Below are 18,643 nucleotides of genomic sequence, written 5' to 3' on the forward strand. Positions count from 1 at the left end.
GGAAGGAGAGGGAAACCATGGCAGTCATTGAGCTTAAAAACCTTACCAAAAAGTATAATGATGTCTATGCTGTTGATCATCTAAATATAGAAGTACCCGAAGGACATATTTATGCGTTTCTAGGTAGCAATGGAGCTGGGAAGACAACCACAATTAAAATGATGACAGGCCAATTGAACCCGTCTGAAGGCGAGGTTCTATTTAAAGGGCGCAATATCTGGCAGGATCGTGAGGCAAGAAGAATAGCGGGATATGCTCCAGATGTTCCACTTCTTCATGAGGGATTGACAGCCAGAGAGATGGTCCGTTTTGTGGGGGCTCTTTACGACAGTGAGGAAGATATAAATAAACGTGTAGACACATTGTTAGAACATTTCGAGTTAGCTGACAAGGCAGACCAACTTATCAAAGAATATTCATTGGGAATGAAACGAAAGGTCTCGATTGCTTGCGCATTGATTCATCGCCCAAAGATATTGTTATTAGACGAGGTAACCAATGGATTAGATCCAAAGGCGACCCGCGAAGTGAAAAATTATATTCGACACTTTGCGAAAGAAGAGGGGGGGACTGTATTTATAACCACCCATATTTTGGATATTGTTGAAGAGCTAGCTGACACTATATCCATTCTTCATAAAGGAAAAGTCAAAGTAACGGGAAGCATGGAAGAATTGCGTCAAATAGCAGGGAATGAAGAAGGCCGATTGGAAGACATCTTTTTATCCGCTATTGAGTAACAGGAGGTGACAGAATCGTATGTGGAGACAAACGAAATGGATTAGTTTCTTTTACACAAGACCTTTCTTTAATCGCTTTTTCATCCATAGTCCTTCCAAATGGATCATTTATGTAGGTTTGGCAACCATCGCTATCGCCATGTACTTTTCGGAGAATTTTGGACAGCTCCTTTTTCATGCCGGTCTTGGTGCGAGACTGATGCTTCTCATAGGGGAATGCATTTTTGTCGGTCTTCTTCGAGGTATGAATACATTAACGCAACAGATGTATTCTGATCGCTTACTGACTTTGTTTCACGTATCAGGAGTTTCGCCGTTTCGTATGATTATTGGCCAATCTACTTCAAGTCTACCGCTGTATACGTGGTCATCAATCATGATTGCCATTCCATTAACGATCGGCTATTCAGCTCTGGAAAGAATTCTGTATGGTGTGTTATTCCTAATCGTTTCACTATTTATGATTTGGTTAACAGACATCATGAGTCGGTTTTTAATGGTTCTTACCATGAGATTCGTTCCTATTATTGTAAAAACATTTGTGGGTATTTCCTCACTTGCCTATGTTGCTCTGATTAGTTTATTGGTTTGGGCGTTGATCCGTATTGAAACAATTTCAGCAGAGGCGTGGCAAGATTTAGAGCGTGGCATGATATATGTTTTGTGCTTTTTCTTGGTGGGTCTTGGTGCGTTATTTCTATTTTCCAAACAAATCGGGAAATATTACTATGAAAGCTGGCTGAACCATGCGGAATCACTAGATAGAACGAGACCAGAAACCCAAGAAAATCTATCTAATTTAGTAAAGAGTGCTTATGATGCTATCGTTTTTAAAGATGTAACGATGCTTATAAGAAACCCTATCACGAAAATTAGATTTTGGTTTTGGTTGATTGCGATTATCTGTGGAGCAGTAATAGGTAGGTCAGGAATGGCAAGTTCCTTTTTGACTGAAGCGAATCAATCCTTCTATGTGTTGATGTTCGTTTCCCTGCTGACCGCATTGATTTTTGGTGAAATTGTATCAGCCCTTTATCAATTAGAGGAACAAAATTACATTCTTTATTATGTAGCTGCTGTAAAAGGGAGCACGATCTTCTGGGCAAAAACGATGACAGCCTCTCTCTTGGTGGTGGGCCCTGCGGTCATCGGTCACCTCGTGTTAGCGATTGTCCTGCAATTCTCTCTTATGGAGTGGTTAGTAGGAGCGTTACTTGTTCTCGGCTTTACATTTGGTTCTGTGATTGTTCAATTAAGTATTGCTTCACTTGATAAAAAGGGTAGAGATGGAGTCAATCTCAAAGAGGGCTCAGATGAAGAAGAAATGCTAAAACAGTCCCCTAAAAAGCCAATAGCTATTCTGTCTTCCATTTTGGGATTGATTTATCTAGGACTGTGTATTTGGTTATATTGGATAAATATTGGAATGTTCATTCTTGTAACAATCGTGTTACTTACCCTGCTGTTGAGCTTGATTGGAGTTCGTTATAGCGCGAAATAAAATGAGACTGATGCATTTTCGTGGTATAAATTGACTTTTGATGATGGAAATGTAAATATTAAAATAAGTTGTTTTTTTACTCTATTTACATAATTATCATTTGATTATGAAAAAATATGTTAGCGGAGGTCATTTTATGGATTATGTACAATTAGGTTCATCTGAGTTAAAGTGCTCTCGTATTGGATTAGGAACATGGGCTATTGGTGGTTGGGCTTGGGGAGGTACAAACGAAGAAGATTCCATAAAAGCGATCCATCGTGCTTTTGATATAGGGATTAATACGCTAGATACCGCTCCCGTGTATGGTTTTGGTGTATCGGAAGAGATTTGTGGCAAGGCGATTAAACAATATGGCCAGAGAGATAAAATTCATATTGCTACCAAGGCTGGTGTAGAGTGGGTTGGAGAGGAAGGCGTATACTGGTGCAACGCGACCAAACAGCGAATTATACAAGAATTTGAAGATAGCTTACGGCGCTTACAAGTAGATTACATTGATCTCTTCCAGCTTCATTGGCCTGATCCGGGAATTCCGCTTGAAGAAACGGCAGAAATTTTTGCGCAGCTCTTTAAAGAGGGCAAAATTAGAGCGATTGGTGTAAGTAACTTTTCTATTGAACAATTAGAGCAGTGGCAAAAAGTTGCTCCACTTCACAGTAGCCAAACAAGACTTAATCTACTTCAATTAGAACATAAGGATACTTTCCGTTATTGCTATGAGAATAACATTAACACAATTACGTGGGGAACATTGGCACAAGGCTTATTGACAGGGAAATTCTCAAAAGACTCTACCTTTGCTGAAGATGATTTGCGACATGGATATCCATTGTTTGCAGTTGAATATTTTGATCAGTATCTACAAGCAGTGGAACGCTTAAAATTGATCGCTCAAGAAAAAGGGAAAACGGTAGCGCAACTAGCTGTACGCTGGACGTTAGATCAACCTGGAGTTAGCTTATCTCTTTGGGGAGCTAGGAAACCAGCCCAGTTAGACGAAGTATCTGGAGTACTGGGATGGTCTCTTTCTGCACAAGATCTAGACCAAATTGATCAAATCATAAAAGAATCCATTCATGATCCATTCTACGATCCAACATTGGGTCCGCCTACTAAAGAAGAGTGGCAGGAAATGGGAGTTCTGTAAAAAAAGAAAATACCTTAGTTCTTCTTCTGTGGACTAAGGTATTTCTGTATAGAATTTTCATGATACGAGCATAGAGCAGGAGGAGACAATGAGTATACAAAAACAATCTCAGATCATTTTGGATATGGAACAGGGTCTCAAAGGTTTAGAATACATCAAAGAAGTTCGTGTAGTACAGGAAGAAAAAAATATAGGAAATAAAATTTTGCATGCAAAAGATTTGATTCCAACGATGATGAAAAACAACACAGTAAAAATGGATACACAAAAAACGGAGTTGCTTCGACAAACGGAACGGATAGAAAACTCTCTTCCTTTAGCGATTAGTCATGGAGTCGAATTGGAGAGAACGAATAGTAGCCCTATTACTCTCATTGACGTATTGATAAATGTCTCTACTTTGGAAGATAAGGGAATTAGCTATATTTTGGATAACGGAGATGAAATCAAATGTAGCTATCGACAATTGTTTGTCCAAGCTAAGCGTATAGTAAAGGGACTACGAAAAATGGGAATCAAGCCTCAAGATCCCGTAATTTTTCAGTTTCAAAAAAATCAAAATTACGTCCCCATGTTTTGGGCGTGCGTTCTAGGCGGATATATCACTGTACCCATTGCTACGTCCACCTCGTATGCAGAAAAGAATGCCGATACCACCAAGCTATATAATATTTGGAACATGCTAGATAAGCCAGTTATCATAACTGATGAAGAATTAATCGGGGAAGTTAAGAAGTTATCGGAAGTTTGGGAAACAGATGAGCTTGTAATTAGCACAGCGGAGCAATTATTGGATAATGAAGAGGAACAAGAGTTTTATGCTTACAAAGAGGAGGATTTTGTTTTATTTTTGTTAACATCGGGTAGTACGGGCTTACCTAAATGCGTGCAACATAAAAATGCTAGTATTGTGGCGCGCACAATGGCGACAGCACAATTTAATCAATTTGACAGTAATGAGGTTCTCTTGTGTTGGATGCCATTAGAGCATGTTGGTGGACTGGTCATGTACCATATCCTAGGCGTTTATTTATCCTGCCAACAAATTTTGCCACGAGTAGATTCGTTTATCACTCATCCGTTGAATTGGTTACACTGGATGGACAAGTATAGAGCTACGTTAACATGGGCTCCTAATTTCGCTTTTTCTCTAATAAATGACCAAGAAAAAGCTATTGAAGAAGGTAACTGGGATTTATCAAGTGTAAGGCACATATTAAATGGTGGAGAAGCGATTGTTGCTAAAACAGCCAAGCGATTTTTATCTTTACTACGTAAACACCAGCTTCGTGACGATTGCATGTACCCCTCTTTTGGAATGTCTGAAACATCTTCAGGTATCGTATTTTCCAAAACGTTCCGCAGCGAGCCTCAATCTGGAGTTCATTATGTCGATAAAATTTCATTTGAAGACTTACTTCGCTTTGTAGATGATACTGAAAAAGAACATATATGCTTTACAGAAGTAGGAGGACCGATACCAGGCGTAAGTGTTCGAATCGTTGATGATAATAATCAATTGTTACAAGAAAATTATATTGGCAGAGTTCAAGTCACGGGTCCTACTATCATGGCAGGTTATTATCAAAATCAAGAAGCCAATCAAGAAGCTTTTATTGGGGATGGCTGGTTCTTTACAGGAGATTTGGGCTTCCTAAATGAAGGAAGATTAACGATTACTGGTCGCCAAAAAGATATTATTATTATGAATGGTAAGAATTATTATAATTACGAAATAGAGTCATTAGTAGAAAGCGTCTACGGAGTTCAATCTACGTTCGTGGCCGCCGCAGCGTTCATTGACGCATCCAAAGGTGTAGAAGAGCTGGCGATTTTCTTTACTCCTATGAATGATATTGATGAAAGATATGAAGGATTTATTATTACGGAAATGAGAAGAACAGTTAGTAGAAACTTAGGTATAACACCTAAATATATCATCCCTATTCAGAAGGAAACCTTTTCAAAAACCGAATCTGGTAAAATTCAACGAAATAAGTTCATAGAGAGATTATATGCTGGTGAATTTAATGAGGTTATAAAGAAGATAGAAACGCAAAATGAGGATGTACATCATACCTTTCCAGAATGGATGTATATCAGAAAATGGGAAAAAAGCTCCATTTCAGTGCTTGCTTCTCCACTCCCTCAGGAAACGTATTTGATATTCCGAGACCAACTTGGGTTGGGTGAACAATGGTCTTCCTTGTCCCAAAATGGAAGTAGCACGATGATTGTAGTTAATCAAGGAGAAAGGTTCAAAAAACTGGGGCGTTTCCACTATGAAATAAACCAGTATGAGCAAAGTGATTATCATTTACTATGTGAGGAATTAAAAAAGGAATCATTGACGATTCATCATGTTCTGCATTTATGGACGTATCAAAAAGACTTGGATGAGGCAGAAAAAGGGCTTGCCTATTTGAAGGAGAGTCAATTTATAGGTAGCTTTAGCCTTATTTTTCTGTTACAGGCATTACATAAACAATCGGTCATGCCAAAAACCTTGACGTTCGTCTCTTCTAACGTATACTCGTTGGAAAATATGGAAGATTCAGCTTATGAAAAAGCAACAATTCCGGGTATCATTAAGACCATGAAGCATGAATTTCCTCATACTATCGCTAAATTTGTCGACATAGATACCAATCATCATCCTTATAATGCGCTGCTCGCATTGCAAGCGGAGTTGGGACTTCCAGACGAGGAAAGTGTGGTTATTTATTCTAAGGGGCAGCGATATATACCCAAACTACAACAGATAAATCTTCAAGAAGCTAAAAAAACACCATTACCATTGGTACAAAAAGGGTTCTATGTTATTACAGGAGGACTTGGTGGAGTAGGCAAACAAGTTGCTCACTATCTCATTCAACAGTTTGATGCAAATGTTTTGCTGCTTGGAAAAACCTCTCTTTCTAGAAAAAATGACAAGGAGGATGGTATACGGGGGGAACGTTCTCAAGTACTACATGAATTAGAGAAGCTGACTACTCGAAAAGATCAGGTTATTTATAGAAGCACTGATTTATCCGATTTGACGGTAATGGAAGAGGCAGTAAATGAAACAATGTTGTCCATGAATGTTGAAAAAGTGGATGGTATCATTCATTTAGCAGGCATTTATTATGAGAAACCCCTAGTAGAAGAATCTATCGAATCAATGGAAAAAATGTTTGAATCCAAAGTAGCTGGCACCTATCTATTGGGAAAATTAGCAGAGAAATATCCAGAAGCTATTCTGGTAACCTCTTCTTCCTCCAGTGGTTTGTTGTCAGGTTATGGGGTAGGAGCTTATACCTCTGCCAATATGTTTGTGGAGACATATACGGATTACTTGGCACACAAACGTGGAGGAGTACATTGTTTTGCATGGAGTTTATGGAATGAGGTTGGCTTGGGCCAACAATTTACAGATATGAAAGATTTACTGATGAAAAGAGGGCATCAACCGATTTCTCCACAAAAAGGACTTTTCTCATTCGAGTTAGGTTTGATGCTGGAACATAGTATGCTGTATATCGGGTTGAATAAAGGAGTTTCTGAGATTGCAGCGCTATGTTCTGAGGAGATTGAAAAGGAGACAGTAACAACTGTTTATTTTTCTGCCACCCATAATCATTTCTCTTTATCTGAAATGTACAGTATGATAAGACCGCACATCGTTGATGAAAAAGAAAATTACACCAAGGTTATTTTTAGGCAAGTCGATCAACTTATCTCAGATCAGTCTGAGGAACACATCGTAAGCGATACCCGACGAATAGAAGAGGAAATCAGGCACTTGTGGTCCGATATTTTACAAGTAGACCAAATCCAAGTTTTTGATAGTTTCTTTGATTTAGGAGGAAGTTCGCTTAAAGCCACCCAGTTACTATCATCTGTGCAGTCACGTTTTGGTGTGACGATCTCACTAAAAGTATTCTTTGAAAATCCTACAATTAAGGGATTAATTCATCGTATGGGAAGTCTAGCTGAGAGTAAGAGTGGCATTATACGTCTCCATGAACCATCTAAAAAGAAGGAAAAGGTAATCGACTTATCTTCATCACAAAGAGGCCAATGGTATTTATATCAGACCCTCCCAAAAAGTCCTTTTTACAACATCACGTTTACTCTTACGTTCGAGGACAATGTAAATAGGCAGTCTTTGTTAAAAAGTATACAGGCAGTTATACAATCGCAAGAAGCCTTACGGGCCGAAATTAGAATGATTGAGGATGAACCGAAGCTGTTCATCCATGATACCTATGTAGTGGGTATACCGATTATTGACCTGTCTTCGTATCCTTTGGAACAAAGGGAACAGAAACTGGCAGCCTTGATAGATGCTGAAGCGAACACCCCTTTCCAGATAATGAACGAGTCCCTGTCGAGATTTACTCTTATCCATGTTGGCGACGATGTACACATTTTATTGGGAAGTATGCATCATATTATCTCGGATGGTTGGTCGATTCATGTTTTTACAAAAGAACTGTTACGTTATTATCAGGAAATACAAGAACAGGGCGTCGTCGATATTGGAGAGCTGGATTACTCTTACACAAACTATCTGTTAGATCAAAAAGAGTGGCTGAGAAATGAGAACTCTGAATATGCAGAACAACTGTATTATTGGAAAGAAACTCTTGCAAATGAAACAGCACCGTTATCATTACCTATACAACTCTCACGTCCAGCTATTCAACGTTACCATGGAAAGACCATTGAGCAGCTTGTGACCGAGGACTTAACCGATAAAATCATGGAAGCAAGTAAGAACATGAAATCTACACCGTATATGTTTTTACTGTCTACATTTGCAGCTTTGCTGTTTCGTTATTCTGGACAGGATACTTTCCGTCTCGGAACTGTTCTAGCAAATAGAAATGTGCCGCAAACAGAGAAAATAATCGGCTATCTGGCAAATACGGTTATTCTATCCTTTGATTTCACAGAAGAGCTTACTTTTGATCAATTACTAGACAAGGTAAGGGGAACAGCGTTAGAGGCCCATGACAATCAAAATGTTCCCTTAGAAACGCTACTCCGTGAGATGAATGTAAGACATACTGCGGATATGTCACCTTTGTTCCAGATCGTTTTTACCATGCAAAATGCAGTACAACATCTATACCAGACTGATCAAATGAAGACCTACTTGCATATTGTCTCTAATCTGACCTCTAAGTACGATTTAAGTTTACATGTGTATGAAGAGGAGCACCAATTACGATTAAAGCTGGAATTCAATACAGACTTATTTGAAGAAGAGCAAATGAAAACATTTTTAGGCCATTATCTGAATTTTCTTCAGGTGATAACCAATGATAAGGTTCACACGGGATAATCCAGATCGAACTTCATCATAAATACGTAAAAGGCATTTCCTGAGTAGACCAGGAGATGCCTTTTTTACAGGTATGGTATATGGTATTGAACAATAAAAAGGAAAGCGATTTTTACGCACGTACGGTAGTAGAGAGTAAGGTTTGATTTACGAGTTTTATAACAGCCTGTTCATGCTCTTGGATGAAGAAGTGTCCACCATCAAATTCGCAAAAACTGATATCTTTACTTGTATATCTATCCCATTCTTTGATTCTATCAATAGATGCTGTTTGATCTTTTGTGCCAAACAGAACGGTAACAGGTGAGGTGATGACTTCTCTATTCGGATTAGGTACATACGTTTCTACTAATTTAAAATCTCTTCTAAGGATAGGAGTAAACAATTCCATTAATTCTGGACTCTGCATCAGTTCCGATGGAGTCCCACCCATTGTTTTAACCTCTTCCCAAAACGTAAGACCTTCAAGCACGTGACGCTTAGTAGTGGGAGTGATATGAGGAGGATTCTTTCCAGATAAAAATGAGGTGATTGGCATGGGAGCCTTTTTTTCTTTTAGGGCATGGAGCAGCTCAAAAACGAGTAAGGCCCCCATGCTATGACCAAACAAAGCATACGGGCTAGAATCTAGCTTACTATCTATGATAGAGAGAATATCTGTCACAGCTTGTTCTATATTTTCGTACAGGGGTTGGTTAAACCGACTTCCTTTCCCACTAAGTTCAATAGGAATCAGCTCTATATTCGGGAGAAAAGCTTTTTTCCAACTGGAGTATACGCTAGCAGATCCCCCGGCGTAAGGGATACAAAATAATTTCATTTTGGTTGACACGTGTAACCTCCTTGTTTTCCTATCAGTTATAATTGATGAATGTATGTTTTGATAAATCAGTATTATTACATTATACAATAAAATAAGGGTAATTCTTACTTTTTTTACTCTTTTTTTGTTTTTGAAATATTATTCAAAATCGTAGGAGAGAATGTAGTGAAAATGAATGTTTGAAATTCAATGTAAAGGAGAAGAAATTGTGGATAAAATGTTAGTCGAGGAGGTGTATTTGTAATATCCCTCACCATTCAAGTGAGGGATACATCTATGATGAATAGATCCTCTATGGACACAAAATAGTATGACAATCCTATTTACAATTTGTTCAATATATCATCCTTTTTTATCTAAAGTAAATCGGCTAGTCATTTCCTGTAACTCTTGTGCCATTTTCTCTAGTTCCTGCATAGCTGATGAAACTTTTTCTACTGAGACTAATTGTTCTTGTGAAGCTGCTGCCACTTGCTGTGCATTATTATGCGACATTTTTGCGCTAATCTCTACCTCTGTTACAGAAGCACTCACCTGCTCCGAACCAGCTGCCATTTGTTGTGAAGCTGCCGATACGTCTTCAATCTCAGATGCAATACTTCCAATGACTTCTACAATCTGTTTAAATGCTTCTTCGGCTCCCTGTACAGTGGCTGCTCCATTTTCTACCTCATAAGTTCCTTTTTCCATGGTAGATACAGCAATAGCCGTTTCCTTTTGGATTTGTTTTATAATTGAAGAAATATTTTCGGCGGATTCTTTTGACTGTTCAGCTAACTTACGTACTTCATCTGCAACAACAGAGAAACCACGGCCATGCTCACCTGCTCGGACTGCCTCAATAGCTGCGTTTAAAGACAGCAGGTTGGTTTGAGAGGCGATATTGCTAATTACCTCAACGATTTCACCAATTTCATTTGAACGCAATCCTAATTGTTTAATTACTACTGCTGATTCACCTACAGAAGCTTGGATATCACGCATTTGCTCCATTGCTCGTTGTACAATTTGATTTCCATTATTGGCTTCTTTCGTTGCTTCATTTGAGGCTTCAGAAACTATTGAAGAAGACTCGGCAATCTTATTTATTCCAATAGCCATTTCTTCCATTGCTCTTGCGCTCTCTTCCATTCCTTTTACTTGTGTTTCTGCTTCATTAGCCACTTCCTGAATAGCAGTGGCAATATGTTGTGTTGCCTTTGAGGTTTGTTCACTGCTGACTAGAAGTTCCTGGGCATTTGCTGATAAACGTACAGCATTACTATCTACCTCTTTGATTATAGTATGTAGTTGCTCTATCATTTCATTAAAGTACGTCGTTAATCTTCCAATTTCATCTTTTGATTGATACGTTCCATAAGCAGTTAGATCTCCTTCTTTAGCCTTATGCATTAGCTTCTCAATATCTTGTAATGGACGAGTAATCATGCGAGAAAGAAATACACCAAGACCCGAACATAAAATTAATGATACCAAGGTCAATACTATTATAATCCACGTACTTTGAATAACAGTTTTATCACTTGCTTCATCTGCTTTTTGGGCCATGTCTTGATTGTTTATGGTAAGTTCCTCTAAAAGATCTTTCGTTTTTTCACTAAGTGGAGTTATTTTTGAGACATATACTTGATATGCTTCTGAATTGAGATTGTTTTCCGCTAAATTCAAAACTTCTGTTCTTGTATTTTGATATACGCGTAATGCTTGTTTGAAATCCGAAAATATTCTATTTTCTTCTGCATCAGCTACTTTTTGACTTATATTATGTAACAATTCTTCTGTATTCTTAGCACGTTGGTCTATTAAGTGTAGAAGTTCTTGGTCCTTTTGTGGATCAGTGGTCAACATTGTTTCAAGAATATACGAGTCAACAGCTCTCAAATTCGTACGAATTTGCCCAATCCATTGTGCGGGTATAAGACGATTGAAATATATTTCATCGACATTTTGATTCATCTTTTGAATAGAATAATACCCTACGCTACCAACAGCGATAAGAAAGAAAGCTGCTAACACAATCAAAGAAAATATTTTTTTGCTAACTCTCCAGTTTTTTACAGTGTTCATAATCTATAACTCCTTATTTAAGCCCCTATTTCTCTGTAAATAGTGCAAAGGTTGATTTTTTGTAAAGAATAGTGTTAAAAGTAGTACGTGCTCCATAATACATAAAATTCCAGAATATTATAACTATTAAAACTGCTAATTTCATAATCTCCTCCTTAGAGACAATACGATAAAATGCCTATTTTTAATGGATTTTTATAAAAAATTATCCTTAGTTTATATATTAGACTATTTTTTAAAATAAGTAAATAGTACTATATGATAGTTTATTTTTGTTATAAATGTCTATTTTTCACAAACTTATGTGGAATCTTTGAACGTTAACGCTTATATAAATCTCCTTTTTAGTTGGATCATTCATTGAAAAATAGGTACTCGTTAGAAAATAAGCTAAAGGAACTACAGTGATTTTTGGTTGTTCAGACGTTTATTGTGAGTAAAGAACTAGTAGAAATACACTTTTAGTGAAAAAATAGCGGATAAATTAAAAAAAGTACGTTATTCTAAAATGATAGGAAAAGGTTGGAGGTTTATATATAAGCGTCTATGCATTTCTTCATGGGAATTCAGTCTCTGTTGCCAAAAGGAAATCTGACCGAAAATGAAAAGAAGGGAAATTATTCATCTCCCTTCGCTTTTTCTTGAGTAGGTAGTACAAAAAGCTTATGATATGTCCATTTTGTATAAGCAAGAGCTTCTTTCACACGATAATAGGGGATATACATGTTCGCTGAGTCGGTTCCAACTGGGGACGCATTCATTGATAAAACATTGGCTATCTCCATAGCACGCATCAAGTGATAGTGATGGCTTACGATCAATGCTGTATGATAACCGTGCTCCTGCATGATTTGCTGGCTAAAGCTGAGATTTTCTAGCGTATTTACCGCCTTGTTTTCTAAATAGATGCTGGATGCGGGCACTCCTTTTTTAATAAGATAGGTTTTCATGACATGAGCTTCACTATGTTCTTTGCCGTTTCCAATACCACCACTAACAATAATGGATGCTATATACTTCTGTTGGTAAAGCTCGTATGCCTTTTCTAAACGTTCTGCCAAGGCTGGACTGGGTTGATCGCCACGCACGGCAGCTCCAAGGACGATAGCGACATCGGCATGTTGTGGCACAGCGGAGCGTTCTACTTGGGCCATTCGGTAAAAAATAAAGCTAAACCATAAGATAATAAGTACAATAACGGGGATTCCTACGCGGAGCATCCCCTTTTTAAGGAACTGGAACAATTTGCTCGCCTCACTATTCAAAAAGATTGTAGGATGATGGATATGACTTGGTCAAAACCTGATAAAACTGCATATGTGACCACAAACGTACTCGGGGACTTGTCCGATCAGCTTGTTACATCTAACCCTCCTGCCGAAAGAGTAAAAAAGCTTCCTATTGAAATTGAACGTCCGTTGCAAAGCTTTCTAGAAGGACTGCAAAATCTGATTGGCTCACAGCTTGTCGGGTTTTATTTATATGGTTCCATTGCCTTGGATGCGTATATTTCTGGTGAGAGTGATATTGATTTTCTTTGTGTTACAGATGGCGATTTACAAGAGGTGGATATGTGGCTCATCGAAAAGCTATTTTTCGAACAGATGGCTATGTATCCAATTCTTGCTAAGTTAGAAGGGAATTTCCTGCCGTTTCATCGGTTACAATTACACAATCGTTGCGAATGCCCCCAATGCTTTGAGGAGGCTTATTTATTAAAATCGCCACGAGACTGGAATGCCATTACGTTAAAATTGCTACGCAGTCATGGAATTACCTTACTGGGACCAGATGCATCCGAAATGATACCGGAAGTCTCCTCTCAGGATTTAACTAATAATCTGATTGGGAATCTGCTTTACTTTGAATTAAATATGGAACACTATTTTGACAAAGGTTTAAATGATCAGGTTTTTGCAGTGCTAACGCTGTGCCGGATTCTACACACGATGCAAACAGGTGAAATTGTTAGCAAAAAAGTAGCCGCAGAATCAGTGTTGCCTAAGCTTCCAGCGCTCGGAAAAGTAATAACGAAGCGAGCGCTACGTGTATGGGAAAAGCGGGTGGATAGTCTAAAAATAGTAAAATCCGGCACGAATCTCGCTCCAAAAGACAAATTACTAGAATTTGTTTCGACCATGAAAAAGCTTGCATTGGACTAAAAAACACCAACCATCTTACAAATAGTAAGACGAAACATAGATGATAAACGTAACGTCTATATGTAAAAAACCAATTATTGGGGGTTTGCATGAAGAAGGTACTATTCACATGTATGCTCGTCTTCTTTTTTTCGTTTTGTTTTGTTATGGGGACGCCTTCAGAAAGTCAAGCATGTTCTTGCGCGATGCCCCCAAGTGTAGGGGAAGCAAAGAATGATTCTACTGCTGTTTTTATGGGAAGGGCATTGGGGGTAAAGGTTCAAAATCACTTGATTACGCTAAGTGGCCCTATCATGAATAGGCAAGCCACCCTTTTTGAAGTGAAGAGAGTTTGGAAAGGAGGCTCACAGACTCAACAGATTGTTTATGATCCAGGAGGTGAGACGAGTTGTGGCATAGATTTTATGCCAGGTAAAATGTATCTTGTCTATGCGTATGAAGACCCGTCTCAAGATGGGATATTGTCTACCAACCTTTGTACGAGGACAAAAGAAATTTCGCAAGCAAGTGAAGATAGTACGGCTCTTGGGCAAGGGATAGAAGCCACGGAACAGGTGGATTTGTCAAAAGAATTACCGGAAAGCAATACTCTTGAATTAAAAGTGATGATTGTAGTATGGGCAGTTATGAGAAGTATGGCAGGCTTATTGGCATACGTATGGTAGTGCATCATATGAGGGACTTGTAAGTGATGAAATCGAAACGAGAAATGAACGGAGTAGCTGTTTTGAGGAGAAAAGTGCATAATAATTATTTGAAAAATATACATTACCTTCCAAAAGAGCTATACTTATAATATGCTTCATCCAAATAATGGGAGGTGCTTTTCAATGTTTTTAAGAGAAAAGGATACGGTCGAAATGTCGGCGGATATGGCTCTTCTTGAGAAACTATTTATGCCCTTCATGTTTCAAGCGATCTATGTTGCAGCAGATTTACAACTTGCCGATCATTTAGAAGATGGGTCAAAAAGTGTTGGTGAACTGGCTCGTGTAACACAGACAGATGAAGCAGCTCTTTATCGCGTCCTACGTGCATTATCTAGCATGGAAATTTTCAAGGAAAGTGAGAAGGGAGTCTTCCAGCTCACACCAATGGCCGAATATTTGAAAAGTGATGTAGAGGGTTCACTACATTCAATGGCTCTCATGCTGGGAGAACATTGGATTTGGCAGACATTGCCGGGATTATCTACGAGTGTAAAAACAGGAGAATCATCCTTCGATAAAACGTTGAAACTGCCTTTTTATGAGTATTTAAATCAGACAGAAAACAAAAAAGCTGGGGAAACCTTTAATCTAGCGATGTATCATAATACACAGCGACAAATTGAGCAAATCCTAACTAATTATGATTTCTCTGCTTATCACAAAATAGTCGATGTGGCAGGTAATCATGGACAACTGCTCACTGCGATATTAAAGCAAACCCCAGATAGTGAGGGAGTCTTATTTGACCGACCTTATGCGCGTGAGATGGCTCTTGCTAACCTAGATAAGGAAGAAGTATCCGATCGATGTGAATTCATTGTAGGTGATTTTTTCAAAGAGATTCCAAAAGGTGGAGATCTATATATCCTAAAGCATATCTTACACAACTGGGATGATGATAAGGCTATTGAGATTCTCAAACAGTGTAGAGAAGCGATGGGAGAGAACGGAAAGCTCCTAGTTATTGAATCTGTAGTTGCGGAAAGTAACGCTAGAGATATGATTAAATTCCTTGATCTACAAATGCTACTTTTACTAGGAGGGAAGGAACGTACGAAGGAAGAATACTCCCAATTGTGCGAGGCAAGTGGGTTGTTTATGCATAGGGTTATTGAGACATCGATGGGGATGGCTTTAATGGAGATTTATCGGGTATAGGGTTCTAGAATGGTTCCTCTGCTATAGAACATAAGGTGCTGCACTGCCTGATGCGAATTAAATTCGTTGTCAGGCAGTTTTTATTTTGTCTAATGTTAATAAAAAGTAAAATAACTAAGTGCTTGCTATTGTGTGTTATAACCTATACAGGTATGCACAAGGTCACCAGCTTGGGTTTTTAGTGACTTGTCTAATATTCTGATTATTCTGATGTTTTTCTACGATTTCTTGGAACTCAGAAGAAGAGCGAGAGGATGAACTAGGTCAGCTAATCACATTCAAAAGTGCAAAGGTTAGTTATTTTGTTCTGATGATTTTCATTTTTATTGTATTTGTAATCGAAGAACTACCGCATTACGCTAATCAGCCTATAAAAAATATGCCATTGTTCCTTGTACTTTGCGTATCAACAGTTATTTTACCCGCAGTAGAATTTATCGTTTCTAGAAGATTTCGTTAGGTAAAGATTAATATGACACCACATATATTAAGTAATGTACTTTTCAGTTTTTACATGAGTGTAGCATCAAGGAATAATTAAGTTATTTTGTATTAGGTTTACCAGGAAAAGGAAATGCTTTTACTAATAAGCAGGAATGTACGACTTTATTGCCATTCTTTTAAATGCTGGAGGATGATAAAAAATGTTGAGTAAAATTGATCATATTGTGGTACTGATGTTGGAAAATCGTTCTTTTGATTCCATAGCTGGAAGGCTATATGATCCTCAAAATCCAGCTCCTTTTGATCAAGTACCTCGAAATCAACCTTTTGAGGGAGTGGCTGGGAAAAACTTATCGAATTCGTTTCCAGTCGGAGAAACAGAGGCGGGGCACAAAAAGGTACCTGTGGGAGAAGCTGGTTCATTTACTACTCCAGAGATAGATCCAGGAGAAACCTTTGAACATGTTTTCTTCCAGCTTTATGGTAAACCATTATCTTCTGAGGCCGAATCTTTACCACAATCGGCGACAATGGACGGTTTTGTTACGGATTATATACATGTACTACGAGAACAAAACAAGCTAGTAGATTATAGACAATACCAACAGGTGATGGCAGGATACACTCCTAAGATGCTACCCGTGTTAAGCAGGCTTGCTAATGAATTTGCGATTTGTGACCAATGGTTTTGTTCTGTTCCTAGCCAAACGTGGACGAATCGCTCGTTTCTACATGCTGCTTCCTCTAGTGGTTGGGTAAATAATGCTCCTTATAAAAAATGGCTCTTGGGAAACCATGCCGAGACGATTTTTGATCGTATACTTGCACAGAATAGGGAAGATATCACATGGAGAGTGTATTACGATAAGCTCGATATGGTGTCCTTAACGATGTTAATTCATTTTCCAAGGCTTTCAGGTTATCGGAAAACTCATTTTTCTTTTATGGAGCAGTTTAAAAAAGATGCGATAAAAGGGAATCTTCCTTCGTATTCCTTTATAGAACCTAGGTATTTTATAGATGCTAATGATCAGCATCCCCCTCATAACGTATTGCTTGGGGAAAATCTTATATCGGACGTTTATCAGGCAGTAAGAGAAGGTAAGAATTGGGAACGGACGCTCTTGATTGTAACGTATGATGAACACGGGGGGTGTTATGATCATGTTGCTCCTCCAAATGCTGTTCCTCCCACGATTAACCATGAGATAGGAGAAGAGGGATTTACCTTTGACCGCTTGGGAGTGCGGGTTTGTACATTACTTATTTCTCCCTATATTGAAAAGGGAACTGTTTTTCGAGCGAGGCAAGTACTAGACGGCGTGGAGAATGATGTACCTCTGGACCATACCTCTATTATTAAGACGATTACAAACCGTTGGGGATTGGGAAACTTAACAGAGAGAGATAAAGCCGCTTTTGATATTAGCCAAGTATTAACCAGAGAAGAACCAAGAAATGATTGTCCTGTATTGGAGCCAACTCATGCCGTTGAGACCTTTACTTCTGAGCTTCCTTTAAACGATTTACAACATGGAATGATCAAAGGCCTTGCTTCATATTATAAGGTGCCTGTGCCTAAATTGAGTAATGTGTCAGAAGCACTGCCTTTCCTAGAGAAACTTGCCAAAAATATGGACTTATAGAAAAATAAATGACTATATAGAGTCCTCTTTTGAGAAGAACGAGGACTCTATATGGTAGATTCCTAAAGGTTTTAAAAGAAAAACGGTGATCCAAAAAATTCACGACGGAAGAAAGGTGATTCGCGGAAGCCTCTGCCGCCAAATCCTCTGCCGCCAAATCCTCTGCCACCAAACCCTCTGCCACCGAAGCCTCTAGGTGGATCTGGATCGTCATCCCAGTCTTTGTATTCCATAGGTTGTTCATATTTCCTATGCTTAGGGGGACAGCAACATTCACAACATTCACAACATTCCCGCTTGCGACGCCTCATTTCACATACCTCCTTTATGTCTTATCCTTTAAAGATATGCTGAACCTAATAAACGGGTTTGGATGTATACCTACTTTTGATTAATAGAATAAGCCTGTAGTTGGTTTGACAGCCAGTGAATCTATAAAGGTCCAGCTTTGCTTGCTTTATCGCTGGATATGGTATGTCCGATCGTGTCATGCAGCTCACGCGCCATACGGTATCTTTCTTCCAGCAACGTCAATCTCTCAATCTGTGAAGAATATTGCTCCAAAATCGTATATTGTTCTTTAATCAATGCTAGCTTTTCTTTAATGACCTTGATAGATGCTACTCCTTTTTGCAGTGCAAAGCTAATTCCATAAAAGATGAGAGAATCCATTAGACTTTGCCAAATGAAATGTTGTGCTAGTGATGAGGAAACTGATTCACTCGCACTCAAACAGATTAAAATTACAGAGATGGAGAGTGAAAACCAATGTGCTTTCCCTCAGCTATAGAAGCCTATCGTAAAGAGAGTCCTGATACATCAAAATGATGACAGAAACAACCCAAATGATACGAATTGCAAATACGGAGCAATCTTACCAAGCCCATCGATTTAAGAAAAAACGCATTTT

Annotated in this window: 13 protein-coding genes and 1 pseudogene; 9 read left to right on the forward strand and 5 right to left on the reverse strand. The window is 38.5% G+C overall.

Annotated elements, in window-relative coordinates; genetic code table 11:
- Positions 1-17 precede the first annotated feature (17 nt).
- The 4 genes from EEL30_11165 to EEL30_11180 all read left to right on the forward strand — a co-directional run bounded on the left by EEL30_11165 (position 18) and on the right by EEL30_11180 (position 8,723).
- Entirely contained in the window at positions 18-740 is a 723-nt protein-coding gene (locus EEL30_11165) for an ABC transporter ATP-binding protein (protein QDX92816.1), read from the forward strand.
- Between the two features lie 19 nt (positions 741-759).
- Entirely contained in the window at positions 760-2,241 is a 1,482-nt protein-coding gene (locus EEL30_11170) for a hypothetical protein (GenBank protein ID QDX92817.1), read from the forward strand.
- A 136-nt stretch (positions 2,242-2,377) separates the two neighbouring features.
- Positions 2,378-3,391 carry an aldo/keto reductase gene (locus tag EEL30_11175; protein ID QDX92818.1) on the forward strand — a complete coding sequence of 338 codons (1,014 nt, stop codon included), beginning with the start codon at positions 2,378-2,380 and terminating at the stop codon, positions 3,389-3,391.
- 88 nt (positions 3,392-3,479) lie between these two features.
- Positions 3,480-8,723, forward strand: coding sequence for an SDR family NAD(P)-dependent oxidoreductase (locus EEL30_11180; protein QDX92819.1), 5,244 nt, complete (start codon positions 3,480-3,482; stop codon positions 8,721-8,723).
- Between the two features lie 112 nt (positions 8,724-8,835).
- Here the strand turns inward: EEL30_11180 and EEL30_11185 are convergent, their stop codons facing one another.
- From EEL30_11185 to EEL30_11195, 3 genes are all read right to left on the reverse strand, one after another.
- Entirely contained in the window at positions 8,836-9,555 is a 720-nt protein-coding gene (locus EEL30_11185) for a thioesterase (protein ID QDX92820.1), read from the reverse strand.
- Positions 9,556-9,888: 333 nt separating this feature from the next.
- Entirely contained in the window at positions 9,889-11,613 is a 1,725-nt protein-coding gene (locus EEL30_11190) for a methyl-accepting chemotaxis protein (GenBank protein QDX92821.1), read from the reverse strand.
- A gap of 617 nt (positions 11,614-12,230) precedes the next feature.
- Positions 12,231-12,833 (reverse strand): YdcF family protein, encoded by a 603-nt coding sequence (locus EEL30_11195; GenBank protein QDX95742.1) that lies wholly within the window; start codon positions 12,831-12,833, stop codon positions 12,231-12,233.
- A gap of 60 nt (positions 12,834-12,893) precedes the next feature.
- Between EEL30_11195 and EEL30_11200 the strand changes: the two genes are divergently transcribed.
- From EEL30_11200 to EEL30_11220, 5 genes and pseudogenes are all read left to right on the forward strand, one after another.
- Positions 12,894-13,775 (forward strand): DUF4111 domain-containing protein, encoded by an 882-nt coding sequence (locus tag EEL30_11200; protein ID QDX95743.1) that lies wholly within the window; start codon positions 12,894-12,896, stop codon positions 13,773-13,775.
- An 89-nt stretch (positions 13,776-13,864) separates the two neighbouring features.
- The gene (locus EEL30_11205; protein ID QDX92822.1) at positions 13,865-14,440 is read left to right on the forward strand and encodes a hypothetical protein; all 576 of its coding nucleotides are present in this window, start codon (positions 13,865-13,867) and stop codon (positions 14,438-14,440) included.
- A gap of 165 nt (positions 14,441-14,605) precedes the next feature.
- Complete coding sequence (locus EEL30_11210; protein ID QDX92823.1) at positions 14,606-15,643, forward strand: methyltransferase; 1,038 nt, start codon at positions 14,606-14,608, stop codon at positions 15,641-15,643.
- A 118-nt stretch (positions 15,644-15,761) separates the two neighbouring features.
- Positions 15,762-16,103 (forward strand): annotated as a pseudogene (locus EEL30_11215) (hypothetical protein).
- 184 nt (positions 16,104-16,287) lie between these two features.
- Positions 16,288-17,733, forward strand: coding sequence for a phosphoesterase (locus EEL30_11220; GenBank protein ID QDX92824.1), 1,446 nt, complete (start codon positions 16,288-16,290; stop codon positions 17,731-17,733).
- 71 nt (positions 17,734-17,804) lie between these two features.
- Here EEL30_11220 and EEL30_11225 read toward each other — a convergent pair whose 3' ends face one another.
- Together EEL30_11225 and EEL30_11230 are read right to left on the reverse strand one after the other, a co-directional pair.
- Positions 17,805-18,044 carry a hypothetical protein gene (locus tag EEL30_11225; GenBank protein ID QDX92825.1) on the reverse strand — a complete coding sequence of 80 codons (240 nt, stop codon included), beginning with the start codon at positions 18,042-18,044 and terminating at the stop codon, positions 17,805-17,807.
- Positions 18,045-18,165: 121 nt separating this feature from the next.
- Positions 18,166-18,405, reverse strand: coding sequence for a hypothetical protein (locus EEL30_11230; protein QDX92826.1), 240 nt, complete (start codon positions 18,403-18,405; stop codon positions 18,166-18,168).
- Positions 18,406-18,643: the final 238 nt, after the last annotated feature.

It is taken from the genome of Brevibacillus laterosporus (genome assembly GCA_007833815.1).
GTDB classification, from domain to species: domain Bacteria; phylum Bacillota; class Bacilli; order Brevibacillales; family Brevibacillaceae; genus Brevibacillus_B; species Brevibacillus_B laterosporus_D.